Origin of the sequence: Rhodococcus sp. IEGM 1354, assembly GCF_030056855.1 — a bacterium.
Classification (GTDB): Bacteria; Actinomycetota; Actinomycetes; order Mycobacteriales; family Mycobacteriaceae; genus Rhodococcoides.
In genome coordinates, this window is the sequence record NZ_JASHKT010000006.1 from 129,575 (window position 1) to 154,165 (window position 24,591).

Here is a 24,591-nt window from a genome sequence, read left to right on the forward strand (position 1 = left end):
GTGCTGACGTGAGCACGCCGCACAACGACGCCACCGAAGTGGCCGCATTCGACGCCGATGTCGAGGCGACCAAGCAGGGCCTCGAAGCGGAGCAGGCCGCTCAGGACCGCGAGACGGACGAAGCTATCAAGGCCGACGTCGCCGCTGCCACCGGTGAGGATGTCCCCGCCGAGGACGGCGAGACTGCCGATGCAGATGTGACAGCCGAGCCCGAGGATCCCGTTGCCGAGATGAAGGCGGCTCTGCGCCGCGCTCCCGGTGACTGGTACGTCATTCACAGCTACGCCGGATACGAGAACAAGGTCAAGGCCAACCTCGAGACCCGTGTGCAGAACCTCGACGTCGGTGACTACATCTTCCAGGTGGAAGTTCCCACCGAAGAGGTCACCGAGATCAAGAACGGCCAGCGCAAGCAGGTCAACCGCAAGGTTCTGCCCGGCTACATCCTGGTCCGCATGGAACTGAACGACGAGTCCTGGGGTGCGGTTCGTAACACCCCCGGCGTCACCGGTTTCGTCGGTGCGACGTCACGTCCGTCGCCGCTGACCATCAACGAGGTCGTCAAGTTCCTCATGCCGCAGGAAGGTGCCAAGAAGGACGCGAAAGCGGCCGCAGGCACTGCCGAGCAGGGCAGCGAGACCACGTCGAAGCCCACCATCGAGGTCGACTTCGAGGTCGGCGAGTCGGTCACCGTCATGGACGGCCCGTTCGCGACCCTCCCGGCCAGCATCAGCGAGGTCAACGCAGAGCAGCAGAAGCTCAAGGTGCTGGTATCGATCTTCGGCCGTGAAACCCCGGTCGAGCTCGGCTTCACTCAGGTCTCCAAGATCTAGAAGCCGACCGCACAGACTTGCAGTAGCAACCGCAAGAAACCCGAGCGAATACAAGGAAACAAGACATGCCCCCGAAGAAGAAGAAGCTAGCCGGGATCATCAAGCTTCAGATCCAGGCCGGTGCCGCCAACCCGGCACCGCCCGTCGGCCCCGCACTGGGCCAGCACGGCGTCAACATCATGGAGTTCTGCAAGGCGTACAACGCCGCGACCGAGTCGCAGCGCGGCAACGTCGTGCCGGTCGAGATCTCGGTCTACGAAGACCGTACGTTCGACTTCAAGCTGAAGACTCCTCCCGCTGCCAAGCTGCTGCTCAAGGCTGCAGGCGTGGCGAAGGGCTCCGGCGAGCCGCACAAGACCAAGGTCGCCAAGGTGACCATGGATCAGGTGCGCGAGATCGCCAAGACCAAGCAGGAAGACCTCAACGCCAACGACATCGATCAGGCCGCGAAGATCATCGCCGGTACTGCTCGCTCGATGGGCATCACGGTCGAAGGCTGATTCTCAGCCTCTCCAAGCATCACACGTGGGAGAGCCGGCCAGGCTCGTCAACCACTCTGAACTCGAACGAAGGACAGTAAGACATGGCAAAGCGCAGTAAGGCCTACCTCGAGCAGGCCGCCAAGATCGACCAGGACAACCTCTACTCGCCTCTGGAAGCCGCCAAGCTGGCCAAGGAGACCGCGTCGAGTAAGTTCGACCCCACCGTCGAGGTCGCAGTGCGACTCGGCGTCGACCCCCGCAAGGCAGACCAGATGGTGCGCGGCACCGTCAACCTTCCCCACGGCACCGGCAAGACCGCTCGGGTTATTGTTTTCGCCGCTGGTGAGAAGGCTGCTGAAGCCGAGGCAGCAGGAGCCGACGTCGTCGGTGCAGAAGATCTGATCGAGCGTATCCAGGGTGGATTCCTGGACTTCGACGCCGCTATCGCGACCCCCGATCAGATGGCCAAGGTCGGCCGTATCGCCCGTGTCCTCGGACCGCGTGGCCTGATGCCGAACCCGAAGACGGGCACGGTCACCAACGACGTGACCAAGGCCGTCAACGACATCAAGGGCGGAAAGATCAACTTCCGCGTCGACAAGCAGGCCAACCTGCACTTCGTCATCGGCAAGGCCTCGTTCGACGAGACCAAGCTGGTGGAGAACTACGGTGCCGCGCTGGACGAGATCCTGCGTGCGAAGCCGTCCTCGGCCAAGGGTCGCTACGTCAAGAAGGTCACCGTCTCGACCACCACCGGACCCGGCGTCCAGGTCGATCCCAACCGCACTCGCAACCTCCTCGAGGACGACGCGAACGCGTAATTTCTTTCAGCTCCGAACGAAGGCCGGTCTCCCTTGGGGAGGCCGGCCTTCGTCGTATCGCCGCGCCTGAGATCTACGCCGCGTTCGCGCGGGCGAAGTTCCTCAGCACGATGCCGCTGATTCGGTCGAGCAATGCTGCCGGCAGGTCGTGCGCCATGCCGTCGATGAGGGTCAGCTCCGCGCCGGGAACCGCCCTGGCGATGGCCTTGCCGCAGGCCGGCCGCACGAGTCTGTCCGCGGTCCCGTGGATGACGGTCGTCGGGGCGTTGATCTTCTGTGCGTAGGGCTTGAGGCTGCCGGTACCGGTGATGGCAGCCATCTGCCGAATGACGCCGGACGGGTTGTAGTTGCGTTCGTACATCACCTGCGCGATTTCGAGTTGTTCCTCGAGCGGGGTCCGGAAGCCGGGGGAGCCGATCGTGGACAGTGTCTTGGCCGAATGCGCGATGATCTCGTCCTTCGTGGCGTCTTTGCCTACTCCACCGATCAGCGGTAGCAGTGCCCGGGGATCCGGCGGTGGCAGGAATGCCTCGTTGGTACTCGAGAACAGAATGGACACGGACTTGGTTCGCTGCGGGTAGCTACCGGCGAACACTTGCGTGATCATTCCGCCCATCGACGCGCCGACGACGTGCGCGGAGTCGATGTCGAGGTGGTCGAGTACGCCTACCGCATCGGCGGCCATGTCGGCGATCGTGTACGGGACGTTCGAGGACATTCCCAGTTCGTGTCGAAGGAGCCGAAGGATCTGCCAGCCGTGCACTTTTCGACCCGTCATCTTCGTCGACAGGCCGATGTCGCGGTTGTCGATGCGGATCACTCGATAGCCGGCGTCGACGATACGCGTGCAGAAGTCCATGGGCCACAGCGTCAGCTGCGCGGACAGACCCATGATGAGCAGTACAGCGGGGTCGTCGACCGATCCCATGTCCTCGTACGCGATGTCGATGGAGTTCGACGGCGCGATGCCTTGTTCGATTCTCATGTTCTCGTTCCTACCAGTCGGGGTCACCCAGCACAGGAACCACCAGGTAGCTGGGATCGTGTGGGTCGATCGCGATGTCCTGCGGTCGCAATCGAGTACGAACGATGTCCGGCAGGATGGGGATGAACCGTGGTGCGTCGGTGGCGAATACGGCCAACCGGAGGCGATGACCCGCCGCGATCACAGCCTCGGTGCCGAGAATGTCGATGTCCAGTGTGATGGGCTGCCCCACGGGTACCGGCAGCACAGCGGCCTTGGTGAGTGGGTGGTACGGCCGGGTGTAGTCGCCGTTCGGTGCGAACAGTGATCGCTCGTCGTCCACGGCTCGGCGAGAGGCGAGCAGCGCCCCGTTGCTCAGCACTGTCGACTTACCGTTCGGGTCGACGTCGCAGATCATGATCGCCCACAACGCTTCTCGGGCGCGGCAGATCACGCGCAGATGCAGGTTCATCGATCCCGACAGCACGGCGTCCGCGCGGGCGGGTTCGGTGGTGAACGTAGCGGCGGCGCCTTCGGCGAATCGGTTGTCGTAGGTGAAGCCGCCGCCCAGTAAAGCGGTGACGCCGGCGAGAACCTGTGTGGTGTCGCGGGATACGACAGCACGGAGAGACGGACGTACGGTCAGTACGCCCGACGACGCGGACGGCTCGAAGGCGAGGCTGCCGTCGCCGGCGGCGTGGGCGGCGGTGTTCGACTTTTCGGTCGACAGATACAGCCGGCGCGACTGTGCCCGGGGAGCCGGAAAGCGGCCGTGCGCAGTCCAATTGCCGCCCTGTTGTCGTAGGGTGACCGGCCCGTAGTTCTCGATTCCGTTGTCGATGTCGCACAGCCACCTGTCGAACCAGGCTCGCTCGAGTACGTCCAGTCGTGGTGGAAAACCCGGTTCGCCGAAGCCGATTCCGGGATTGACGTGGTAACCGTCGCCGACGAGTAGTTGTTTGGAGCCGCGTTCGAGAGCGAGTCGGTTGTAGATGTCCGGGGCGGAGCTGCCGAAGATGTCGTGCCAGCAGCCGTAAAGAAAGGTCGGTGCGGTGATGTGCTCGATGACTGCGTCGATGGTGTCGTAGTACGCATCGTCGTAGATTCGTGGATCATTGCCCGTGACAAAGCCTTTGGCCAGATCGAACAGATCGGTCGCGGGTGATCGGACGCGGTCGCGAAGCCAGGCGAGGGTATCGATTCCTCGTACCGCAGGTGCCCATTTGAGTCCGTTGACGGCAGCGAGCCACAGGGGAATGAACGCCGAGGTCGCGCCTCCGGTTGCGAAGATCTCGCGAACGATGTCCACCGAACCTTCGACGGCGAATATCGCGTCGAGCCCGTCGGGTCTCTTGGCCGCCGCCTGCAGTGCGTTGATCGCAGAGTACGAGATGCCTGCCATACCGATTCTGCCGTTGCACCAGTATTGCCGGCGCGCCCACTCGATCACTTCGATCGAGTCCAGTTGTTCTCGGGTGCCCAGCACGTCCCAGGTGCCGGTGGAGCTTCCGGTTCCTCGAACGTCGACGATCATCTGGACGTAGCCGCTGCGGACCAGGTGTCGGTTGACCGACAACAGATCCGCGGCTCCGCCCGCGACCACACGAGTGATCTCGGTGATGCCGTCGAACGCGGTACCGGTCAGGTCGAATGCGGACGAGAACTTTCTGATGGCTCGGCCGAGTATCGGTGTTTCGAGGATCGTGTCGATGCCTTTGATCAACAGCTTGTTGTAGGGCGTCAGGTTCAGGACCGTCGGGAACGGCCCCGGTACCGGCTGCCCGGACGCATCGGCGGGGCGAAAGACGTATGCGCGCAGGGCCGCACCGTCGCTCATCGGAATGCGCACGTCGGCCGAGACGGACACTCGTGGGTACTGCGGAGCCTGCGCCGTGATCGCTGCCCAGGCCTGCGCGGCCTCGCCGCCGCTGGGGTCGCGCGGTGGTCTCAGGAGGGGGTGGGGCTCGACGGCGGTCATGGAGAACGATTAGACCTTCGAACGACCCTCTTTGTCCTGTGGAACGCGAATCGGTCGTGGTGTGCTCCAACGAGACGGCCTCCGTTCTGTGTTTTGTTGGGAACATTCTCAACGCCGGTTGAGTCACGCTGTGGGGCGTACCAGACTTTCGAAACCAGCGACTACGACGGGCGCTGCGTTGTTAACGTCTGCCAGTCCGAGTGATGTGGGACACCGACCGTTGCAGGGGAGTACGAATGCACGTAGAAGCACTGTTCGGAGACGGATCGCAACGGCCTATCTGGCCGCACGCGGACGCACTGATCACCAGCGAATGCCCGGGGCTACGCTTTGCCGGCAAGTACGCCGATGTCGTTGCCCTCAGCAACGGCGATCCCACCGCGTTGCGGCCGTTCATCGACGAGGAGACCCGTCGCCGCGTTGCGAGCATGGCGCCACCGCGTACCGACACGGCGCTCGTGTTCGGAGCGAACGGCTTTCTCGGCGCGCATCTGATCGGCCGTCTCACCCGGGACTCCGCCGTCGACGTCGTGTACGCCGTGGTGCGTCCCACCGAGGAGGAGTCGGCTCGCGAGCGACTCCAGCGCACGTTCGATCAGTACGAGATCGTGGTCGATGCAGACAAGATTCGGATCGTCGAAGGCACGCCGACCTCGTTCCGCTTCGGTCTGGACAAGGCCGGGTACTTCGAACTCGCCGCCGGTGTGGGCCAGATCTTCAACTGCGCCAGCTCGACCGACTACACCGAGAGCTACGCCGAGCTGCGGGACGACTGGTTCGTCAGCGTGCTGCGCATCCTCGAATTCAGTATCACCTCGGCCCGTAAGCACCTGACGTACGTCGGCAGCATCGGCGCGCATCTCTATCAGAAACCGGAGGACTTCCGTCGTCCCGACTCGTGGTGGTACTCCGGATACGCCCAGATGAAGTGGGTCAACGCCACCTTGCTCGGGTGGTTGTCGATGTCGGACACCTATTCCGTCACGCTGGCCGAAGCCCCCTACATCCTCGGCAGTACCGAGTTGGGCCTCGATCCGGGCCGCGTCTACAGCTTCTGGCGCATCGTGGAGTTGGCGATCGCCGCCGGCGCGATCTGGGACGGGCCGGGAATGAACTACGTCCCGGTGGACGTGATGTGCGACGTCATGGCCGGTAACGCATTGCGTAGCCACCCGCTGACTCGGTTGTTGCCCAGTAACCCGACCGGTTACGGACACGATCTGTACGCCGAGCTCCTCGGCCTCGACCTGGTGAGCTGGGACGAGTTCGTCGAACGAGTCAGCGTCCGTATCTCTCCTCGGTTCGCCGAGACCATGCTTGCCGACAACATCGACAAGCTCATGCGGTTGGTGCACAAGCCCGAGGCGATCTTGCCCGTCGACCACGACACCTCGTGGTGCGATCACCGCAGGCTCTTCGAGCTGTACTTCGAGAAGGCCCAGCTCAAGACGCTCACCCCTGTCGTCAACTGACGTGGCAGACGGATTCGAGCCGACTTCGGTGCGGTTGCGGGAACTCTCCCTCGGCCGCGAGATCACCAATGCCGTTCTCTCCGTTGGCTTCTACGTCGTGTGTGGCGTCATCGGACTGCTACCCGGTTTGCTGCGACACCGGGCAGCCGACGCGTTCGTGACCTGGTCGGAGAGCATCGACGAACAGCGACATCTCTGATGTCGCTCGGACGAGCACTCGTCGGTGTGGGTGTCGCCGTGGCCGCACCGTTCGGGGTGTTCCTGTACTGGCGCACCCGGTTCTTCTTTCGAGATCCGCATCGGGTTCCGCCGGCCAATCCGCTGTCGGTGGTGGCACCCGCCGACGGTTTCGTCACGTACGTCAAACGTGTCGATGCGGGTTCGACGGTATTCGCGGTCAAGAAGGGCAGAACCATTCCACTCGACGAGATCGCGGGTGTGGCAGCGACCGAGAGCGGATACCTCATCGGGATCTATATGTCCGAATATTCGGTGCACCGCAACAGGATTCCGATCTCGGGAACCATCGGCATGCGTCGTCATCGCTCCGCGGCGCCGTTCAACAAGTCGATGGCGCGAGTGGGAGCGAACCTGCTGACGCGTCGCACCCCGTACGACGAGGGGTGCGACTACATACTGAGCAACGAGCGGCTCACCATTTCCATCGAACATCCGTCGGGGTCGGTGGTGACGGTGACGCAGATAGCCGATCTGTGGGTCGACCGGATCGTCGCGCACGTCGCCGTCGGCGACACCGTCGAACGCGGCGAGCAGTACGGCATGATCCGCTTCGGGTCTCAGTGCGACGTGTTCGTCCCCGACGCACTCGTCGAGAACATCACGGTCCGACCGGGCCAGTACGTGTTCGCGGGGGAGAGCGTCGTGGCGCGCTCACCGATCCCGGTGGCAGACAACATTTCATGTGAGAAGGAACGATGATCACTGTCGACCGGGTCGAGTCCGCTCAGGACTGGAACGAATTCAAGGCTGTCACCGATCTGGTCTATCAGGGTGATCCGTACCGATTGCCCGACGAACCCATGGATCTCGATCGGATCCTGATCTCGCCGCCGGTCGCCATCGCGTCGACCCGCGACACCCAGGCCTTCCTCGCACGTGAGAGCGGAGTCGTCGTGGGCCGAGTCGTGGCCATCCACGACACGAGCTTCACCCAGTACACCGGTGAGTCCATCGGTTTCTTCGGGTTCTACGAGGCCGTCGACGATCACGAGGTCGCCACCGGCCTGCTCGATGCCGCAGCGGCGTGGCTCGCCGAGCGCGGGCTCGGCGCGATGTCCGGGCCCTTCGGTCCGTCGATGTTCTACAGCGCGGGCATCGTCGTCGACGACGAGCCTGCTCTTCCGTTGGTGGGTATGCCGCACAACCCTCTCTACTACGCAGCCCATTTCGAGAAGTGGGGGCTCGTGGGGATCAAGGACTTCTACAGCTACCTGTTCGACGACCCGTGCGTGATCTACAATCGCCCCGAGTATGCGCGGCACATGCAGATCTTCGAGAAGATCAAGGCGCGTTCGGAAGTGACGTTCCGGTCGATGAAGTACCGAACGGTTCGCCGCGACGCGCGCATCGTGCGCGATCTCTACAACAAGACGTTCGTGAACTTCTGGGGCTTCTCACCGCTGTCCTTCGTCGAACTCTTCGAGTTGCTGAGGATGATGCTGCCGGTCCTCGATCGAAGGCTCACCCTGCTGGCCGAGTTGGACGGCAAGCCCGTCGGATTTCTGATGGGTATCCCGGACGTCAATCAGGCCGCGGCCAAGGCGGCGCACCTGAAGTCGCGGTGGCTGCGAGACCTGGTGACGCTGTGGCACGTCAAGAAGCCGAGCCGAACGGACGTGATCGACGGGGTGCGGGTGGACATGCTGTTCGTCGACCCGGACTGCCCCGATCGCGCGGTGTCGTCGTTGCTGATCATGGAGTTGTCGGTGCGGATGCGCGATCTCGGCTACACCCGAGTCGAGGCAGCGCCGGTGCTCGACGACAGCCCGTGGATGAAGGGATCGGTGCTGACCCGCATGGAGCAGACCCCGCACCGGACGTACCGCATCTACAACCGCGATCTCGAGCTGCCTCGGCCATGATCGATCGGACGGTGGTGCTCGACCGTGCGCAGACCAGGCTCGGTATCGGTGACCGCTGGGGGCAAACTGTCGGTCGTCACAGATGGCTCGTGCTGGCCGTCTGGCTGTTGCTCGCGGTGGGTTCTGCTGCGCTCTACCCGGCACTGCAGAACTCGTTGGTGGGAGCCAACTTCTCCGTCCCCGGTACCGAATCGAGTCGAGCCGACGCGCTCGTCGAGCAGCACTTCTCCTCGTTCGGGTCCGAGCAGCTCGTCGTCACGTTCACGTCGGATCGGGTCCGCGTCGCAGATCCCGCTTTCCGCGAACGCGTCGGTGAGACCGTCTCTGCGCTCCGGCAATCCCCGGATGTGCTGCGAGTCGTCGATCCCTACGAGACGGCCGGATTCGTGCCCCAGATCTCCGAGGACGGAACGTCGGCACTGGCTTTCGTCGGTGTCGGCGGCGACCCTCGCGACCGGATCGCGACAGCAGAACGGATGCAGGAGCTGATCGACGGGGCGTCCGCCGGCGGTATCGACGTGGCGGTCACCGGTTACTCGCCGATGACCGTCGATCTGACGAAAGTCGAATCCGACGACGCCGTCCGGGCCGAAAGTATCGGCTTGCCACTGGCATTCGTGCTGTTGATCCTGGCTCTCGGATCCGTGGTCGCCGGCATCGTGCCGCTCGTCACCACGGGCATCGGAGTGTTGGCGGCGTTCGGAGTGTTCTCGCTGCTCTCGCACGTCATGACCTTCGACGTCCTCGTAACGACGGTGGCGTCGATGTTCGGTCTCGGTCTCGGCATCGATTACGCCCTGTTCATCGTCAGTCGGTTCCGCGAAGAGATGGACCGCGCCTCGGAACCCGGGGAGCCGAGAGGCCAGGCTCGAACGAACACTGCGGTCGGTGCCGCGATGGGAACGGCCGGGCACACGATCGTCATCTCCGGTCTGGTCGTACTCATTTCGCTCGGAGCTCTGGCGATCGTCGATGTTCCGGCGGTGCAGAGCATTTCGTTCGTCGTAGCGCTGACGGTGGCGTGCGTCGTCGTGGTGGCCTGGACGCTGCTACCGGCAATTCTCGCGGTCCTCGGCCCGCGAATCTCGACACTGTCACTGCCGCAGAGGTTTCAGCCTCCGGCGGTCGGTGAGCACGATGCCGCGATACCCACGTGGTGGTCACGGTGGGCGCGGCACGTCATCGAACGCCCGTGGCGCTACACGGCCGTCACCGCGGCCGTGCTGCTGGCCGCCCTGGTGCCGATCGGAACCATCCAGTACGGGGTGGACCTCGGAGCCGACGCCCTTGCCGCGGAGCCGAGCGGCCGTGCCAACTCGGTCCTCACCGAAAAGTTCGCTCCTGGAACGATTTCGCCGATCACTGTTGTGTTCACCGGCAGCGGTGACCGTCCTCTCGAACCGGCGCAGGCGGCCACCGTCGCGGCTTTCGCCGACGACATCCGAGCCGACGGTCGCGTCGACTACGCCCTGGCCCAGCAGGACGGCGGCCGAACGCTCCTGATCGTGGTGCCCTCGGTGCCGATCGACTCGACCGAGGCGTCCGACCTGGTCGCGTCGATTCGGTCGCAGGCAGTTGTTGCCGCAGACCGCGACGGCACCACCGTATCGGTCGGTGGAACCACGGCCCTCGTCGTCGATGCCTCCCAGGAGATTTCGGGAAAATTCCTGTGGGTCGTGTTCGCAGTGCTGGCTTTCTCGCTGGTGTATCTCGGCATCGTCTTTCGGAGCGTGGTGATTCCGATCAAGGCGGTCGCGATGAATGTGCTGGTCACCGGGGCGGCGTTGGGTGCGACGGTGGCGGTGTTCCAGTGGGGATGGGGATCGTCGCTACTCGGGTTCGACAGTCCGGGCTACATCCAGGTGTATCTGCCTGTCACCGTGTTCGCCGTGGTCTTCGGTCTCTCGATGGATTACGAGGTGTTTCTCATCGGCCGGATGCGCGAGGTGTTCGTCTCGCATCGCAACCGACGCAGCGTGAACGACCCCAGTGCCAACGACACCGCGATCGTCGACGGCCTCGAGCACACCGCCAGGCCGATCACTGCTGCGGCCGCGATCATGATCGCCGTGTTCGCCAGCTTCCTCACCGCCGATGTTCTCGAACTCCAACAGTTCGGGTTCGCGCTCGCCGTCGCCGTGCTGTTCGACGCGGTTCTGGTGCGGATGATGATGGTGCCGGCGATGATGAAGCTGTTCGGCGAGCGAAACTGGTGGCCAGGGGCAGGGCAGTAGTCGATCGTTTTGGAGTTGACCCCGGAGGTGTTGTAGCCTGGTCGACGGTCCAGAAGGAATGTGCTCGCAGTGCGTGCGTTTCTTTCGTTCCGCCCAATCAAGTTCTACCCAAGACCGTTGGTCACCGCCTTCTCGAGGGAAATTTCCTGACAGGTGTGCGGTTGAAGGTCCGAGATCGCTTCGGACGGCCCACGCAGGAGAACGCGGTAGGGAACCTGTCGTGCAGCTTCGGCTGCCTGCTCGTTCACGCCCCGTGTGCTTCCTGCACCGGGGCGTTCGTCGTTTTCCGGCCCTCTCGCGATCGACACAACTTCCCACGAGAGGAGGCGAAGTATGGCAAAGCCCGAAAAGGTCTCCGCAGTTTCGGAGATCACCGACCAGTTCAAGGGTTCGACGGCTGCCGTCGTCACGGAATACCGTGGCCTGTCGGTTTCCGGTCTGACTCAGCTCCGGCGTGCGCTCGGCGAAGGTGCCACGTACTCCGTCGCCAAGAACACCCTGGTCAAGCGCGCAGCTGCCGATGCCGGCATCACCGGCCTCGATGACTTGTTCGTCGGACCGACCGCCATTGCATTCATCAAGGGCGAGCCGGTCGACGCTGCGAAGGCCATCAAGGCCTTCGCGAAGGACAACAAGGCCTTGATCATCAAGGGCGGCTACATGGACGGCGCAACGCTGTCCGTGGACGAGATCAACAAGATCGCGGACCTCGAGTCTCGCGAGATCCTGTTGGCCAAGCTCGCCGGCGCCATGAAGGGCAACTTGTCGAAGGCTGCAGGCCTGTTCAACGCTCCCGCATCGCAGTTCGCCCGCTTGGCGTTCGCGTTGCAGGAGAAGAAGGCTGCGGGCGAACCTGCCGCAGCCGAGGCCCCTGCAGAAGCAGAAGCACCGGCGGAAGCTCCCGCCGAAAGCTGATCCGCTGGCATTAGCGAACAGCTCCACACCAACACCATGTCGCGGATCAGCGGCCAGGTACTTACAGGAAGGACCGCCACCATGGCGAAGCTCAGCACCGAAGAATTGCTCGACCAGTTCAAGGAGCTCACCCTCCTCGAGCTCAGCGAGTTCGTGAAGGCATTCGAGGAGACCTTCGAGGTCACCGCAGCTGCTCCCGTCGCAGTTGCAGCAGCAGGCGGAGCAGGCGCTCCGGCTGAGGCAGCCGAAGAGCAGGACGAGTTCGACGTCGTTCTCGAGTCGGCCGGCGACAAGAAGATCCAGGTCATCAAGGTCGTCCGTGAGGTCGTCTCCGGCCTCGGCCTGAAGGAAGCCAAGGACCTCGTCGAGAGCGCTCCGAAGGCAATCCTGGAGAAGGTCGCCAAGGATGCAGCCGAGGCTGCCAAGGAGAAGCTGGAAGCTGCCGGCGCAAAGATCTCCGTCAAGTAAGACCGCTTCATTGCAGTCGTACTTCGCGTTCTGAAAATCGGGCGCACAGAAAGGGTCGTCCTCACTTCGGTGAGGGCGGCCCTTTTTTGTGTCCGATGGAGCCTTTTCCTGTGTTCGATGCGGATCGCACTGCGCTGCGTTGTGACCGATCACGGAGTCTCGTCGATCCCGGGACATCGGCAACGCGTCACTGTTTACTCGTTAACGCCGAAGTCCGAAGCTTTCCGAACGGTCTCGGCCGGGTGCGGTTGTGTCTTGTCACAGAATCCGACGGCAGGGACTTGTCACAGTTCGGGCGACTTCCCGACCGGCTCGCGTGAGATGAGCCACACTGATGCAAGCTCTACAGCCTGACTCGGGGAAGTTCTTACTGGGCGGTAAGCTCCTGTGTCGGAGCGGACACGTGCATGGGATACAGTGACGCAACCCACATCCGGGTCGATGTGTATGAATTGTGGAGGTCAGCGTGGGAGTCGAGGTTTCGGTCGAAGGATTGACCAAGTCTTTCGGTGTACAGAAGATTTGGCAGGACGTGACGTTGACTCTGCCGAAGGGTGAAGTCAGTGCATTGCTCGGTCCTTCCGGTACCGGTAAGTCGGTCTTTCTCAAGTCGCTGATCGGTCTCCTTCGCCCCGAGCAGGGCAAGATTTTCATCGACGGAACCGACATCCTGCAGTGCTCCTCGCGTGAGCTCTACGAGATCCGCAAGCTGTTCGGAGTGCTCTTTCAGGACGGTGCCCTGTTCGGCTCGATGAACCTCTACGACAACGTCGCCTTCCCGCTTCGCGAGCACACCAAGAAGTCCGAGTCCGACATTCGCAAGATCGTCATGGAGAAGCTCGAACTGACGGGTCTGCTCGGTGCCGAGGACAAGCTGCCCGGTGAGATCTCCGGTGGTATGCGCAAGCGTGCCGGCCTCGCCCGCGCGCTGGTGCTGGACCCGGAGATCATTCTCGTCGACGAGCCGGACTCCGGCCTCGATCCTGTTCGTACGACGTACATTTCGCAGACACTGATCGACATCAACGCCAACATCGATGCCACGATCCTCATCGTCTCGCACAACATCAACCTGGCTCGAACGGTCCCCGACAACATCGGCATGCTGTTCCGTCGTCAGCTGGTCATGTTCGGACCCCGTGAGGTGCTGCTCACCAGTGACGAGCCGGTGGTCAAGCAATTCCTGAACGGCACGATGATCGGGCCGATCGGAATGTCGGAAGAGAAGGACGAGGCGCAGATGGCGCAGGAGCAGGCCATGGTCGACGCCGGTCACCACGCCGGTGGCGTCGACGACGTCGAAGGCATCGTGCCGCAGATGAAGGCCACCCCGGGTACGCCGGTGCGACAGGCCGTCGGACGCAGGCAGGAGCGGGTGCGCCAGATCATGCACACCCTGCCGCACAGCGCTCAGGTCGCGATCCAGGAGAGCCTGGACAGCACCGACTCGGGGCAGCGTCAGCCGGCGTACGCAGACCAGCAAGGCTACGACCAGCAGGGCTACGACCAGCAGGGCTACGACCAGCAGGGCTACGACCAACAGGGGTACGGCCAGCAGGGTTACGACCAACAGGGGTACAGCCAGCAAGGCTACGACCAAGGACATGATCAGCAGGGCTACCAAGCTCCAACACAAGGTCGGGGTCAGTAGCAGACATGGGGGGATCGAAGAAGTCCGCGTTCGCGCCGGCGAACGCCGCTCTGACGCAAGCGGGCAACATCGTCGAACTGTTCGTCGAGGTGGTCCGAAACACTTTCCGTAGGCCGTTCCAGTTCCGCGAATTCATCGAGCAGGCCTGGTTCATCGCCAGCGTGACGATTCTGCCGACGGCACTGGTCGCCATTCCGTTCGGCGCGGTCGTCTCGCTGCAGACCGGTTCGCTGATCAAGCAACTCGGTGCCGAGTCGTTCACCGGTGCCGCCAGCGTGCTCGCGGTCATCCAGCAGGGCAGTCCGATCGTGACCGCCCTCCTGGTGGCCGGTGCCGCCGGTTCTGCCGTCACCGCCGACCTCGGTTCACGCACCATCCGCGAGGAGATCGACGCGATGCGGGTTCTGGGAATCGACCCGGTTCACCGCCTCGTCGTTCCGCGAGTACTGGCCATGATCCTGGTGGCCCTGTTGCTCAACGGCCTCGTCTCGGTCGTCGGCATCGTCGGCGGCTACTTCTTCAACGTGATCCTGCAGGGCGGTACCCCCGGTGCCTACCTCGCGTCGTTCTCCGCGCTGGCGCAGCTCCCCGATCTGTATGTCGCAGAAGCGAAAGCGGCGATCTTCGGTCTCATCGCCGGCATCATCGCGTCCTACAAGGGCCTCAATCCCAACCCCGGCCCCAAGGGCGTCGGTGAAGCGGTGAACCAGACGGTCGTCATCACGTTCCTGCTGCTGTTCTTCGCCAACCTCATTCTCACCCTGGTCTACCTCCAGGTCGTACCAGCGAAGGGAGCGTAACCGCGATGACGATCGCCAGAGGTCGCGGTGACCGCACGCTGATGCGCGTCAAACGCGTCGGCAATGCTCCGCTCAACGTGCTCGATCGCGCAGGCGAGCAGATGTCGTTCTACCTGCGGGCCATCGGGTGGATCCCGAAGACTGCAGTCCATTACAAGAAAGAGGTTCTCCGTCTGCTGGCGGAGGTCACCTTCGGCAGTGGCGCACTCGCCGTCATCGGCGGCACCATCGGCGTGATCGTGATGATGTCCGGCTTCACCGGCATCGTCGTCGGTCTGCAGGGTTACGCAGCCCTCGAACAGCTCGGCAGCTCGGTTCTGACCGGCTTCCTCTCGGCGTACGTCAACACCCGTGAGATCGCGCCCGTGGTCGCCGGACTGGCCCTGTCGGCCACCGTCGGCTGTGGTTTCACCGCCCAGCTCGGCGCGATGCGGATCTCGGAGGAGATCGACGCTCTCGAAGTGATGGCGGTGCCCAGCGTGCCGTTCCTCGTCACCACCCGCATGATCGCCGGGTTCGTTGCGGTGATCCCGCTGTACATCGTCGGTCTGCTCGCCTCGTACGTCGCCTCCCGTGGAATCAGCACGATCTTCAACGGGCAGTCCTCGGGCTCGTACGACCACTACTTCAACTTGTTCCTACCGCCCGAAGATGTGCTGTATTCCTTCCTCAAGGTGCTCATCTTCGCGTTCGTACTGATCATGATCCATTGCTACTACGGCTACCACGCCTCCGGCGGGCCGGCCGGCGTCGGCGTCGCGGTGGGTCGCGCAGTACGTACGGCGATCGTCACGATCGCGGTACTGGACTTTTTCCTGAGCCTCGCGATCTGGGGCACGACCACCACAGTGAGGGTTGCCGGATGATCGACTCGCCGTCGCGACTGAAGCGAGTATTGCTCGGACTTGCATTCTTTCTCGTGCTCATTCTTTTCCTCGGGTGGTCCATTACCTCCTACAACAAGACGTTCAAGTCGGTGGTCAACGTCAGCCTCGAAACCGACTCGGTCGGAAACGCCCTGCCGCTCAATGCGGACGTCAAGGTGCGCGGCATGATCGTCGGCGAGGTGCGTTCGGCGTCGACCGTCGATGGTGTCGTCACCTCGCAGCTGGCCATCGATCCGGACAAGGCTCCGCTCATCCCGTCGAATTCCACGGCGCGGCTGCTGCCCAAGACCCTGTTCGGAGAGCGCTACGTCTCGCTGATCGTGCCCGAGAACGACACGGCGTCGCCGATTTCCGACGGCACCGTTCTCCGACAGGACACCAGCGGCAATGCGATCGAGGTCGGGCAACTGCTCGACGGGTTGCTGCCGCTGCTGCAGGCCATCCCGCCGCAGGATCTCGCCAACACCCTCGGGTCGCTGGCGCAGGGCCTGAGTGGTCGCGGCGAACAGCTCGGTCAGACCATCGACAACCTCACCGACGTCGTCTCCGGTCTCAACACCGAACTGCCGAACATCCAGCAGACACTGGTGGGTCTCGCCGACTTCTCCCAGACGTACGCAGATGCTGCACCGGAGCTGGTCTCGGCACTGGACAACCTGCGCACGACGGGCAACACGGTCGTCGAGCGGCAGTCCAGCCTCGAAACCCTCTACGGCTCGCTGACGTCGGCATCGAACACGACCGCCGATTTCCTGCAGGTCAACTCCGAGAACCTGATCGGTCTCGCCTCGAATTCGCGAGAGGCCCTCGAGTTGCTGGCCGAGTTCTCGCCGACGTTCGGCTGCACCTTCACCCAGTTCGCCGAAGGTGCCAGGCGCGGCAAGGTCGTCCTCGGTGAGGGCGACGAGTACCCCGGCATCAACGTGTCCGCATCGTTCGTCAACCCGAAGGGCCGTTACTTGCCGAACCAGGACGAGCCACGCCTGTTCGACGACCGCGGAGCTACCTGCTTCGAGCCCGCGGCACCGGGAGAGTTCTTCCCGCAGTACCCGGGAGGTTCCGTCAACGACGGGTCCTACCAGGTACCGACACGCAACCCCGGCCCGCAGGAAATTCCCGGGCAGGGCCCACCGAAGTCGGCTCAGAGCTCCATCGTTCCCGCTGTCTCCGCGTCTGCGGAGCCCGCGCGCTACGAGGGCTCGGACTTCGAGCGTGACACCCTTGCCGTCATCTACGGACAAGCGAGTGGTGTTGCACCAGAGACTGTTCCGTCGTGGGCCGCCGCAATCGGCGCACCGGCATTGAGAGGAGTGGAGGTGACCGTGCCATGAGGGGCCTTCTCGCGCCGATCATCAAGTTGGTCGTGTTCGCCGTGATCACGATCATCGCCACGGCCACCCTGGCCTTCACCATCGCGAACTCCAGCGGTGGTGGTGGAACCAAGTTCTCGGCCATGTTCACCGATGTCACCTCGCTCAACGAGGGCGACGAGATCCGGATCGCCGGCGTTCGCGTCGGACAGGTCGACAAGATCGAGATCGCCAACGAGCGAGAGGCGAAGGTCGATTTCACGCTGAGCAGTCGAGACTGGCTGCCGGCGAGTTCGACGGCCACCATTCGCTTCCGCAACCTGGTCGGTCAGCGCTACATCGCCATCGAGCAGGGTTCGGGCGATCAGGGCAAGAAGATCACCGGGGGAGCCACCATTCCGCTCGAGCGGACCAAGCCCGCGGTGAACCTGACGACTTTGTTCGACGGATTCCGCCCGCTGTTCACCACGCTCAGCGCAGATGACGTCAACAAGCTCTCGTACCAGATCATCCAGGTGTTCCAGGGGGAATCGGGCACCATCCGCGATCTGGTCAGCAACACCGCGAGCCTGACCAATACCGTGGCCGACAAAGATCAGGTCATCGGCCAGGTCATCACCAATCTCAACAACGTTCTCGCAACGGTCAACCAGAACGACGGCCAGCTCGACAGCCTCATCGTCAACACTCAGCAGCTCGTGTCGGGCCTGTCGGCCGACCGCGATGTCGTCGGCTCGGCCGTGACCTCACTGGCCGGCCTGACGAACGCCACGGCGGACCTGCTCGAGCCGACGCGCCCCTCGATCCAGGGTTCGATCACTGCGCTGAACACGTTGTCGGAGACCATCAATCGACGCAGCGACGACGTGGACGCGGTCCTCGGAAATCTGCCGGTCAAGCTCGACAAGCTGATTCGTACGGCCCAACAGGGCTCCTGGTTCACGTTCTACCTGTGCGGTATCGACATCGTCGCCGGACCGGGGTTCTCGCCGAACCTGAACTTGCCGACCGGGCTTCCGACCGTCAACCAGCCCCTGTACACGAACTCGGCAGATCGCTGCAAAGCTGGGGGTATCAAGCAATGACATCTCGACGCAGTCCGGCAACGATCGGCGCATTGGGGATCGCCATCATCTTGCTGGCAACCATGTCGGTGTTCTTCCTCGACCGTCTCCCGATCATCGGGGCCGGTTCGGTGTACACCGCGGAGTTCAGTGAAGCCGCAGGACTCAAGCCCTCCAACGAGGTACGTATCGCCGGTGTGAAGGTCGGCAAGGTCACCGACGTTCGGCTCGAAGGCGATCGAGTGCTGGTGGACTTCACGGTCCAGGATGCCTGGGTGGGTAACGAGTCGCGCGCCGCGATCGCCATCAAGACGTTGCTGGGACAGAAGTACCTGGCCCTGGACCCCAGTGGACCCGACACATTGAGCCCCAAGGATCCGATCCCGCTCGAGCGCACCACATCCCCGTACGACGTTATCGACGCGTTCTCGGATGCGGCCTCGACGATCAGCGACATCGACACCGATCAGCTCGCCAACAGCATGCGGACGTTGTCCGAGGCCTTCTCGGAGACGCCGGCCAACATTCGTGCCTCGCTCGACGGCGTGACTCGACTGTCGCAGACAGTGGCCAGTCGCGACGAGGAGCTCAAGAAGCTGTTCGCAGCTACCGGCGAGACCTCCAAGGTGTTGGCCGATCGCAACGAGCAGTTCAACAAGCTCATCACCGATGCCGGTCCACTACTGGAAGAGCTCAACAATCGTCAGCAGGCAATCTCGCAGTTGCTCACCGGCACTCAACGAGTGTCTCAGGAGCTGACGGGTCTGGTTCGTGACAACGAGGCGACCATCAACCCCATGTTGCAGCAGCTCAACGGCGTCATCGACATCCTGCAACGCAACAACGACAACCTCGACCGGGCGCTGAAGCTGTACGAGCCGTTCATCCGGCTCTACACCAACGTGACCGGTAACGGCCGATGGCTCGACATCACGTTGGCCAACCTCACACCTCCCGGAGTTCCGTTGATACCTGGTTACCGCCAGCCCGCGCTCGACACGTTGGCAGGCAACTGATGACCGAGACTCAGGCAGCACCGCGGAACAAGAACAAGTTGGCCATCATTGCCGTCGTCGTCATCGTGGCTCTCGTTGTGGCAGTCGGTGCCTGGTGGTTGTTCACCAGGGCCGGCACGACCAAGATCACGGCCTATTTCGACAAGTCGATCGGCATCTATTCGGGATCCGAGGTCAGAGTCCTCGGAGTCAAGGTGGGTACCGTCGATTCGGTCACGCCGTTGGGTGAGGACGTCGAGGTCGTCATGCGCGTCGACCGTGGCATCGACATCCCCGCCGACGCCAAGGCCGTGCAGGTCACCCCGTCGCTCGTCGCCGATCGCTACGTGCAGCTATCGCCCGTCTACACCGGCGGCGACACCATGGCCAGTGGCACGACCATCGGTCGCGACCGCACTGCCACGCCTGTCGAGGTCGACGAGCTGTACAAGTCGATCAACGATCTCTCCACCGCCCTCGGGCCCGACGGTGCGAACAAGGACGGCGCACTGACCGACCTGGTGAACACCGGTGCCGAGAATCTCGACGGCAACGGAGAGGCGTTGGGCAACAGCATCACTCAGCTCTCTGCCGCAGGTAGGACATTGAGTGACTCGCGCACGGACGTGTTCGACACGATCAAGAATCTGCAGACGTTCGTCAGCGCGTTGGCCGTCAATGATCAGCAGGTACGCAACTTCAACAGCCAACTCGCGGACCTGACCGGTTTTCTGTCGGGCCAGCGCGAGGATTTGGGCGCAGCGCTCAATCAGCTGTCGATCTCCCTCGGTGACGTCGCCACGTTCGTGGCCGACAACCGGACGGAACTGACCACCGCGGCGAACGGTCTGGTGGTCCCCACTCAGACCCTCGCCGACAACCGCGAGCAGCTCGTGCAGACGTTGACGTTGCTGCCGTTGGCGATCAGCAACCTGGTCAACGCATACGACGCGGAGTCGGGCACTCTCGCTTCGCGCGCAAACCTTCAGAACGAGACCCAGGACCCGCTGGGAACGCTCTGCAGACTGATCGACCTGGGCAAGCTCGTTCCCGGCGATCCTCGCTTCGAGGCACTCGGTGCTCAGATGCAGCCGATCATCGATCAGTGCGCCAACATCACCACCATGATCCAGGCCCCGATCAAGGACAACAACCGGCTCGTGCTGCCGTTCGGTGTTCTGACCAACGACACGCAGCAGAACGAATCGGTTCCGGGCACCGTTCCGGGCGTCGTGTCACCCAGGCTCGGAAACAGCTCGATGCCAGGCCTCGAGCAGTCGTACATCGGAGGTGGGGGACAGTGAGTACCGCTGTGAATCGCAACAGGGCACGCGTCAAGCGTTCGTTGGTCGTCGGGGCAGGCGTGTGTGTGGTCGCTCTGTCGGCGGGCGCATGCTCCTCGGCCGGCATCTACGCGATCCCGCTTCCCGGTGGTGCCGACGTCGGCGACAACCCGTTCAACCTGACCGTGCAGTTCGACGATGTACTCGATCTCGTGCCGCAGTCGACAGTCAAGGTCGACGGTGTGGCCGTCGGTCGCGTCGACTCGATCAGCGTCCCGAACGAGGGATGGACTGCAGACGTCAACGTCATCCTCAATTCCGACGTCGACCTACCGGCCAACGCAATCGCGTCGGTGCAGCAGACCAACCTGCTCGGCGAGAAGTTCGTTCAGCTCTCGGCACCTCCCGGTGACGAAGAAGCTGCTCGCCTGCAGGACGGTGCCACGATCCCTCTCGACCGCACCCGCCACGCCACCGACATCGAGCAGGTTCTCGGTGCGTTGTCGCTACTGCTCAACGGCGGTGGTGTCGGTCAGCTCTCGCCGATCGTCAAGGAACTGAGCACTGCGTTCGACGGTCGCGAGGGAAAGACCAAAGAGCTTTTGCAGCAAGCCAATACGCTGATCGACGGCTTGAATCAGCAGCGTGACGACATCACTCGCGCGATCGACGGGCTCGATACCCTCAGCGGGCGAGTGAACACTCAGACCGACAAGATCGACGCGGTACTGAAGGATCTGCCCATCGCCACCGAGGTTCTCGAGAAGCAGCGACCGCAGCTGACTCAGATGCTGGGCTCGCTCGATCGGCTCGGTGCAGTCGGTACCGACGTGATCGACCGATCCAAGGACGATCTGATCGCAGATCTTCGCGCCCTGCGCCCGACCCTGCAGGCGCTGGCCGATTCGGCGGACGACGTGGTCACCTCACTTGCGGTGATCCCGACACTGCCGTTCGCGGACGGGACCGAGAAGATCATCGAGGGCAACTCCGCGAACCTGTTCCTCTCGCTGGACCTCTCGATCGGTACGGCGTTGCGCAACTTCGGTGTCGGAGAAGGCGATCCGGTCTACATCCAGCCGAAGTACGGCAAGACGCTGCCGGTCGTGGATCCATCGAATCCGTACTACAACGGAAACGGCCCGCGTCCGGGCTGGCCGACGATCTCGTTGTTGCCGTTGCCGCCGATCATTCCGTCGCCGGTTCCCGGACCCGGTGCACCCGCCGGTGAGGCCGCAGCAGCGCCCGCGCCAGCGGATCCATTGGCACCGTTGAACGATTTGCTCGAGCAGTTCGGAGTTGGACAGTGAGATCGAAGCTCGTTCGCTTTCAGTTGGTCGCGTTCGTCGTGGTCGCCGTGCTCGGTTTGATCTACGTCGGTGGCAAGTACGTCCGTTTGGACAACATGCTCGGGTTCGGGCAGTACGACGTCGCACTCAACCTCGCCGACTCCGGAGGCATTTTCTCCAACGCCGAGGTGACGTACCGCGGTGTGCCGGTCGGAACCGTCGGCGCTCTGCAGTTGACGTCGGACGGCGTCCAGGTGGAGCTCAAACTCGACAACGGTGGACCCGACATCCCGGCCGACACCAAAGCTGTGGTGGCGAACCGTTCCGCGATCGGTGAGCAGTACGTCGACCTGCAGCCGCAGACCGATCAAGGTCCGTTCCTGGTCGACGGCTCGCAAATCGAGCAGGCCAACACGACTACTCCGGTTCCGGTGGAGAGCGTGCTGGCCAACACCAACACTCTGGTGCGGTCGGTCCCGCTCGACACGTTGACCCGCGTGGTCAACGAGCTGGGCGTCGCGTTCGACGGCAAGGGTGCCGATCTGCAGTCGTTGGTGGATTCGCTCGGAAACATTTCCGCGTCGGCCAACGAGGCTCTGCCGCAGACACTGTCGTTGGTGCGAGATTCGGTGCCGGTGCTGAACACTCAGTCCGAGCAGTCGGATCTGATTCGTCAATTCAGCACGAGCCTGGATCAGGTGACGGCTCAGCTGAAGTCCAGCGACCCGGATATTCGCCGGCTCATCGACACCGGTACCGCTGCCGGTGATCAGCTCGGTGGCTTGATCACCGACGCGGGCCCGGCGTTGACCACCGATATCAACAATTTGGCACTGGTCGCAGCTCAGGCCGAGCCGCGTACCGTCGCCCTCCGTCCGTTCCTGACGTTCCTGCCTGCGCTCGGTGCCGGTATCTCCACCATCGTCCCGAACGACGGCACTATCCATCAGGGTCTGTTGCTGGAAACCAACAACCCGCCGCCGTGCACCGTCGGCTACGAGGGCAGCCAGGCGATCCTGGACGAGGAGAAGCGGAAGAATCCGAACTTCGACGAGACTCGGGAGAACTACCCGCTGAACCTCGATGCGAACTGTGCGACGCCGCAGGGCAGCGTCACCGGTGTTCGTAGCGCGAACCGAATCGTGTTCGCCGATCCGGACGTCCCGCAGCCGTGGGACCTCAAGCCCAAGGTCGATCCCGACAAGCTGAACCTCAACCCCATCGCCACCCAGTTGGCACCGCTCCTCGGCGTCACGCCGAAGTAGCAAAACCGGAGGAACTGCTGCTCAGCATCACTATCGGGCCGAGAGCGGTTCGGCCGGATATTACCGAGTAGTAGGGTGGCAGTGTGAACTCGAGCACCGAAGCCCTGGAGTCGCCCGCGGCTCCAGGGTCAAGCAAGACAGCAAAGATTCTGTTGGCCGTCGTCACGGTGATCGCCGTGGCGGCGCTCGCAGCCGCCGTGTTCTTCGGCTACGGGTGGGGCACCGCGCTGCTGAGCCAGAAGCCCACCGCCGATACCCGCGACGCGGCGCTCACGGGTGCCCAGCAGGCAGCGGTCAACCTCAACACCGTGGACGCGGCCAACATCGATCAGTCCTTCGACGACATGAAGTCCTCGATCTCCGGCGATCTGATGCTCAACGATCTGGAGCAGACACGGTCGGGAATCACCGATCAGGTCCGTCAGTCCGGTGCCAAGAGTGAGGCCGAGGTGCTGCACGGCACCGTGACGGAGCTGAGCACCGACGAGAACACCGCGACAGCGCTCGTCGTCATCGCCACGACCACCACCTGGCCCGACCGCGTGGAGCGCAGCAAGCTGACCCTGCGCATGGCCATGGAAGAGGTCGACGGGGTGTGGAAGACCAACAAAGTCGATCCCATCGGTTCGCGAATTTCACTGGACAACCCGAACACGAATCCCGTCATTCCTACGGAACCGGGCGGTCCTACCGATCCGAATGCGGTCGACCCCAGTACGGAAGCGACGCCGGCTCCCCAGCCGAACACCGGCGGCAATTGAGTTCGCCGGCAGCGCCGTCGTCCATCTGTACCGAAGTACGTTTCGAAGGAGTTCTGCAGTGCCTCCCCAGCGTCGCAAGATCGTTCCCCCCACGACCACCAGCAAGGTACGCCGAAAGGTAGCCGGTACCGCCAAGCCGACGTCGGCCGAGACCGAAGCACCGGCACCCGAGACAACGGCACCCGACACCACGGCAGCCGAGACAACGGCACCCGACACCACGGCAGCCGAGACAACGGCACCCGACGCCACGGCTACCGAGACAGCCGTCGGCACCACACCCGCGTCGAAGAAGCCCAGACTGGACAAGACAGATCCGGTCGAGACGGATACGGCCACGACACAACCGGCCGAGACGCAGCCCGTCGACACGCAGCAGGACAAGTCGCGCCCGTCCCAAGCCGGGCTGAAGAAACCGGTCGCGCCCACCTCGACCGAGACGACCGAGACGACCGAGACGACCGAATCGCCGAAGTCGGCGTCGGGGATCGGGTTCAAGCATGTGATCGTGGTTGCGGTCATCGCCGTGGTTCTCGGTGCTTTCGCAGCCGTCGCTGCATTCAAGCCGTTTGCGACGATCGACAACAAGGCGTGGGTGGATTCTTCGGGGACGCAAGAGGTGACGTCGGCAGCTACCGACGCTCTGCAGACCCTGTACACGTACAAGGCCGAGACGATCGATGCAGATTTCGATGCGGCGCGGGCGGTGCTCAATCAGTCGATGCTCGACGAGTTCAACTCCACCGCCGACACCACCAAATCTGCTGTGGTGCAAACTGATACGGGGACCGAGGCAATGGTCACCGACATCGGCGTCTCGCGACTCGAGGACGACAAGGCCGAACTGATCGCGAACGTCAACATCAGCGCGACTCAGAACGGCGTTGCCTCCGGCAGTGCGGAAGGCCCTCTGACAGTCAACATGGAGAAGATCGACGGCACCTGGAAGTTGTCGGCGATCGACGACCAGTAGACCCCGGCCGGTCGATATTTCGGCCCCGTCCGATGCAGCTTCGG

Annotated in this window: 23 protein-coding genes; 21 read left to right on the forward strand and 2 right to left on the reverse strand. The window is 63.2% G+C overall.

All coding sequences use genetic code 11. The annotated features are described in order from the left end of the window. Nucleotides 1-8: 8 nt before the first annotated feature. From nusG to rplA, 3 genes are all read left to right on the forward strand, one after another. Nucleotides 9-833 (forward strand): transcription termination/antitermination protein NusG, encoded by an 825-nt coding sequence (gene nusG, locus QM588_RS14965; protein ID WP_283314391.1) that lies wholly within the window; start codon nucleotides 9-11, stop codon nucleotides 831-833. Between the two features lie 65 nt (nucleotides 834-898). Then, complete coding sequence (gene rplK, locus QM588_RS14970; RefSeq protein ID WP_008713829.1) at nucleotides 899-1,333, forward strand: 50S ribosomal protein L11; 435 nt, start codon at nucleotides 899-901, stop codon at nucleotides 1,331-1,333. Nucleotides 1,334-1,416: 83 nt separating this feature from the next. Further along, nucleotides 1,417-2,136 carry a 50S ribosomal protein L1 gene (gene rplA, locus QM588_RS14975; protein WP_027498276.1) on the forward strand — a complete coding sequence of 240 codons (720 nt, stop codon included), beginning with the start codon at nucleotides 1,417-1,419 and terminating at the stop codon, nucleotides 2,134-2,136. 73 nt (nucleotides 2,137-2,209) lie between these two features. On the opposite strand, the gene QM588_RS14980 is transcribed toward rplA, so the two are convergent. Beyond that, nucleotides 2,210-3,121 carry an alpha/beta fold hydrolase gene (locus tag QM588_RS14980; RefSeq protein WP_283314392.1) on the reverse strand — a complete coding sequence of 304 codons (912 nt, stop codon included), beginning with the start codon at nucleotides 3,119-3,121 and terminating at the stop codon, nucleotides 2,210-2,212. 10 nt (nucleotides 3,122-3,131) lie between these two features. Then, the gene (locus QM588_RS14985; protein WP_283314393.1) at nucleotides 3,132-5,078 is read right to left on the reverse strand and encodes a CocE/NonD family hydrolase; all 1,947 of its coding nucleotides are present in this window, start codon (nucleotides 5,076-5,078) and stop codon (nucleotides 3,132-3,134) included. Between the two features lie 236 nt (nucleotides 5,079-5,314). Here QM588_RS14985 and QM588_RS14990 point away from each other — a divergent pair, with 236 nt between their 5' ends. From QM588_RS14990 to QM588_RS15075, 18 genes are all read left to right on the forward strand, one after another. Then, nucleotides 5,315-6,550, forward strand: coding sequence for an SDR family oxidoreductase (locus QM588_RS14990; RefSeq protein ID WP_283314395.1), 1,236 nt, complete (start codon nucleotides 5,315-5,317; stop codon nucleotides 6,548-6,550). A 1-nt stretch (nucleotide 6,551) separates the two neighbouring features. Continuing rightward, the gene (locus QM588_RS14995) at nucleotides 6,552-6,749 is read left to right on the forward strand and encodes a serine/threonine protein phosphatase (protein ID WP_283314396.1); all 198 of its coding nucleotides are present in this window, start codon (nucleotides 6,552-6,554) and stop codon (nucleotides 6,747-6,749) included. Next, nucleotides 6,749-7,489, forward strand: coding sequence for a phosphatidylserine decarboxylase (locus tag QM588_RS15000; RefSeq protein WP_283314398.1), 741 nt, complete (start codon nucleotides 6,749-6,751; stop codon nucleotides 7,487-7,489). The genes QM588_RS14995 and QM588_RS15000 overlap by 1 nt, the downstream gene beginning before the upstream one ends. Further along, the gene (locus QM588_RS15005) at nucleotides 7,486-8,652 is read left to right on the forward strand and encodes a hypothetical protein (RefSeq protein ID WP_283314401.1); all 1,167 of its coding nucleotides are present in this window, start codon (nucleotides 7,486-7,488) and stop codon (nucleotides 8,650-8,652) included. Before QM588_RS15000 ends, QM588_RS15005 begins: the two co-directional genes overlap by 4 nt. Beyond that, nucleotides 8,649-10,886, forward strand: coding sequence for an MMPL family transporter (locus QM588_RS15010; RefSeq protein WP_283314402.1), 2,238 nt, complete (start codon nucleotides 8,649-8,651; stop codon nucleotides 10,884-10,886). Before QM588_RS15005 ends, QM588_RS15010 begins: the two co-directional genes overlap by 4 nt. 333 nt (nucleotides 10,887-11,219) lie before the next feature. Next, on the forward strand, nucleotides 11,220-11,801 hold the full coding sequence (gene rplJ / locus QM588_RS15015; protein ID WP_032365266.1) for a 50S ribosomal protein L10: 582 nt from the start codon (nucleotides 11,220-11,222) through the stop codon (nucleotides 11,799-11,801). 81 nt (nucleotides 11,802-11,882) lie between these two features. Then, a complete protein-coding gene (gene rplL, locus QM588_RS15020; protein WP_032365267.1) occupies nucleotides 11,883-12,269 on the forward strand; it encodes a 50S ribosomal protein L7/L12 in 387 nt (128 codons plus the stop codon). Nucleotides 12,270-12,735: 466 nt separating this feature from the next. Continuing rightward, the gene (locus QM588_RS15025) at nucleotides 12,736-13,920 is read left to right on the forward strand and encodes an ATP-binding cassette domain-containing protein (protein ID WP_283314405.1); all 1,185 of its coding nucleotides are present in this window, start codon (nucleotides 12,736-12,738) and stop codon (nucleotides 13,918-13,920) included. A gap of 5 nt (nucleotides 13,921-13,925) precedes the next feature. Next, on the forward strand, nucleotides 13,926-14,720 hold the full coding sequence (locus tag QM588_RS15030) for an MlaE family ABC transporter permease (RefSeq protein ID WP_032365269.1): 795 nt from the start codon (nucleotides 13,926-13,928) through the stop codon (nucleotides 14,718-14,720). A 5-nt stretch (nucleotides 14,721-14,725) separates the two neighbouring features. After that, on the forward strand, nucleotides 14,726-15,586 hold the full coding sequence (locus QM588_RS15035) for an MlaE family ABC transporter permease (protein WP_135041184.1): 861 nt from the start codon (nucleotides 14,726-14,728) through the stop codon (nucleotides 15,584-15,586). Next, a complete protein-coding gene (locus QM588_RS15040; RefSeq protein ID WP_283314407.1) occupies nucleotides 15,583-16,938 on the forward strand; it encodes an MCE family protein in 1,356 nt (451 codons plus the stop codon). Before QM588_RS15035 ends, QM588_RS15040 begins: the two co-directional genes overlap by 4 nt. Then, complete coding sequence (locus tag QM588_RS15045; RefSeq protein ID WP_283314409.1) at nucleotides 16,935-18,002, forward strand: MCE family protein; 1,068 nt, start codon at nucleotides 16,935-16,937, stop codon at nucleotides 18,000-18,002. The genes QM588_RS15040 and QM588_RS15045 overlap by 4 nt, the downstream gene beginning before the upstream one ends. Next, the gene (locus QM588_RS15050; RefSeq protein WP_283314411.1) at nucleotides 17,999-18,997 is read left to right on the forward strand and encodes an MCE family protein; all 999 of its coding nucleotides are present in this window, start codon (nucleotides 17,999-18,001) and stop codon (nucleotides 18,995-18,997) included. The genes QM588_RS15045 and QM588_RS15050 overlap by 4 nt, the downstream gene beginning before the upstream one ends. Next, a complete protein-coding gene (locus tag QM588_RS15055) occupies nucleotides 18,997-20,280 on the forward strand; it encodes an MCE family protein (RefSeq protein WP_283314412.1) in 1,284 nt (427 codons plus the stop codon). Before QM588_RS15050 ends, QM588_RS15055 begins: the two co-directional genes overlap by 1 nt. Beyond that, the gene (locus QM588_RS15060; protein WP_283314413.1) at nucleotides 20,277-21,569 is read left to right on the forward strand and encodes an MCE family protein; all 1,293 of its coding nucleotides are present in this window, start codon (nucleotides 20,277-20,279) and stop codon (nucleotides 21,567-21,569) included. Before QM588_RS15055 ends, QM588_RS15060 begins: the two co-directional genes overlap by 4 nt. Further along, nucleotides 21,566-22,813: an MCE family protein gene (locus QM588_RS15065; RefSeq protein ID WP_283314414.1), complete on the forward strand. Its 1,248-nt coding sequence runs from the start codon at nucleotides 21,566-21,568 to the stop codon at nucleotides 22,811-22,813. The genes QM588_RS15060 and QM588_RS15065 overlap by 4 nt, the downstream gene beginning before the upstream one ends. An 83-nt stretch (nucleotides 22,814-22,896) precedes the next feature. After that, on the forward strand, nucleotides 22,897-23,574 hold the full coding sequence (locus tag QM588_RS15070; protein ID WP_283314416.1) for a hypothetical protein: 678 nt from the start codon (nucleotides 22,897-22,899) through the stop codon (nucleotides 23,572-23,574). Nucleotides 23,575-23,632: 58 nt separating this feature from the next. After that, nucleotides 23,633-24,547, forward strand: a complete 915-nt coding sequence (locus QM588_RS15075; RefSeq protein WP_283314419.1) for a hypothetical protein — start codon at nucleotides 23,633-23,635, stop codon at nucleotides 24,545-24,547. Nucleotides 24,548-24,591: the final 44 nt, after the last annotated feature.

Coding starts and splice junctions, on each gene's coding strand:
- rplL (WP_032365267.1), top strand. CDS start 11,883: ATGGCGAAGCTCAGCACCGAAGAATTGCTCGACCAGTTCAAGGAGCTC.
- QM588_RS15035 (WP_135041184.1), top strand. CDS start 14,726: ATGACGATCGCCAGAGGTCGCGGTGACCGCACGCTGATGCGCGTCAAA.
- QM588_RS15040 (WP_283314407.1), top strand. CDS start 15,583: ATGATCGACTCGCCGTCGCGACTGAAGCGAGTATTGCTCGGACTTGCA.
- QM588_RS15000 (WP_283314398.1), top strand. CDS start 6,749: ATGTCGCTCGGACGAGCACTCGTCGGTGTGGGTGTCGCCGTGGCCGCA.
- rplA (WP_027498276.1), top strand. CDS start 1,417: ATGGCAAAGCGCAGTAAGGCCTACCTCGAGCAGGCCGCCAAGATCGAC.
- QM588_RS14980 (WP_283314392.1), bottom strand. CDS start 3,121: ATGAGAATCGAACAAGGCATCGCGCCGTCGAACTCCATCGACATCGCG.
- QM588_RS15030 (WP_032365269.1), top strand. CDS start 13,926: ATGGGGGGATCGAAGAAGTCCGCGTTCGCGCCGGCGAACGCCGCTCTG.
- rplK (WP_008713829.1), top strand. CDS start 899: ATGCCCCCGAAGAAGAAGAAGCTAGCCGGGATCATCAAGCTTCAGATC.
- QM588_RS14990 (WP_283314395.1), top strand. CDS start 5,315: ATGCACGTAGAAGCACTGTTCGGAGACGGATCGCAACGGCCTATCTGG.
- QM588_RS15010 (WP_283314402.1), top strand. CDS start 8,649: ATGATCGATCGGACGGTGGTGCTCGACCGTGCGCAGACCAGGCTCGGT.
- QM588_RS15055 (WP_283314412.1), top strand. CDS start 18,997: ATGACCGAGACTCAGGCAGCACCGCGGAACAAGAACAAGTTGGCCATC.
- QM588_RS15005 (WP_283314401.1), top strand. CDS start 7,486: ATGATCACTGTCGACCGGGTCGAGTCCGCTCAGGACTGGAACGAATTC.
- rplJ (WP_032365266.1), top strand. CDS start 11,220: ATGGCAAAGCCCGAAAAGGTCTCCGCAGTTTCGGAGATCACCGACCAG.
- QM588_RS14985 (WP_283314393.1), bottom strand. CDS start 5,078: ATGACCGCCGTCGAGCCCCACCCCCTCCTGAGACCACCGCGCGACCCC.
- QM588_RS15050 (WP_283314411.1), top strand. CDS start 17,999: ATGACATCTCGACGCAGTCCGGCAACGATCGGCGCATTGGGGATCGCC.
- QM588_RS15045 (WP_283314409.1), top strand. CDS start 16,935: ATGAGGGGCCTTCTCGCGCCGATCATCAAGTTGGTCGTGTTCGCCGTG.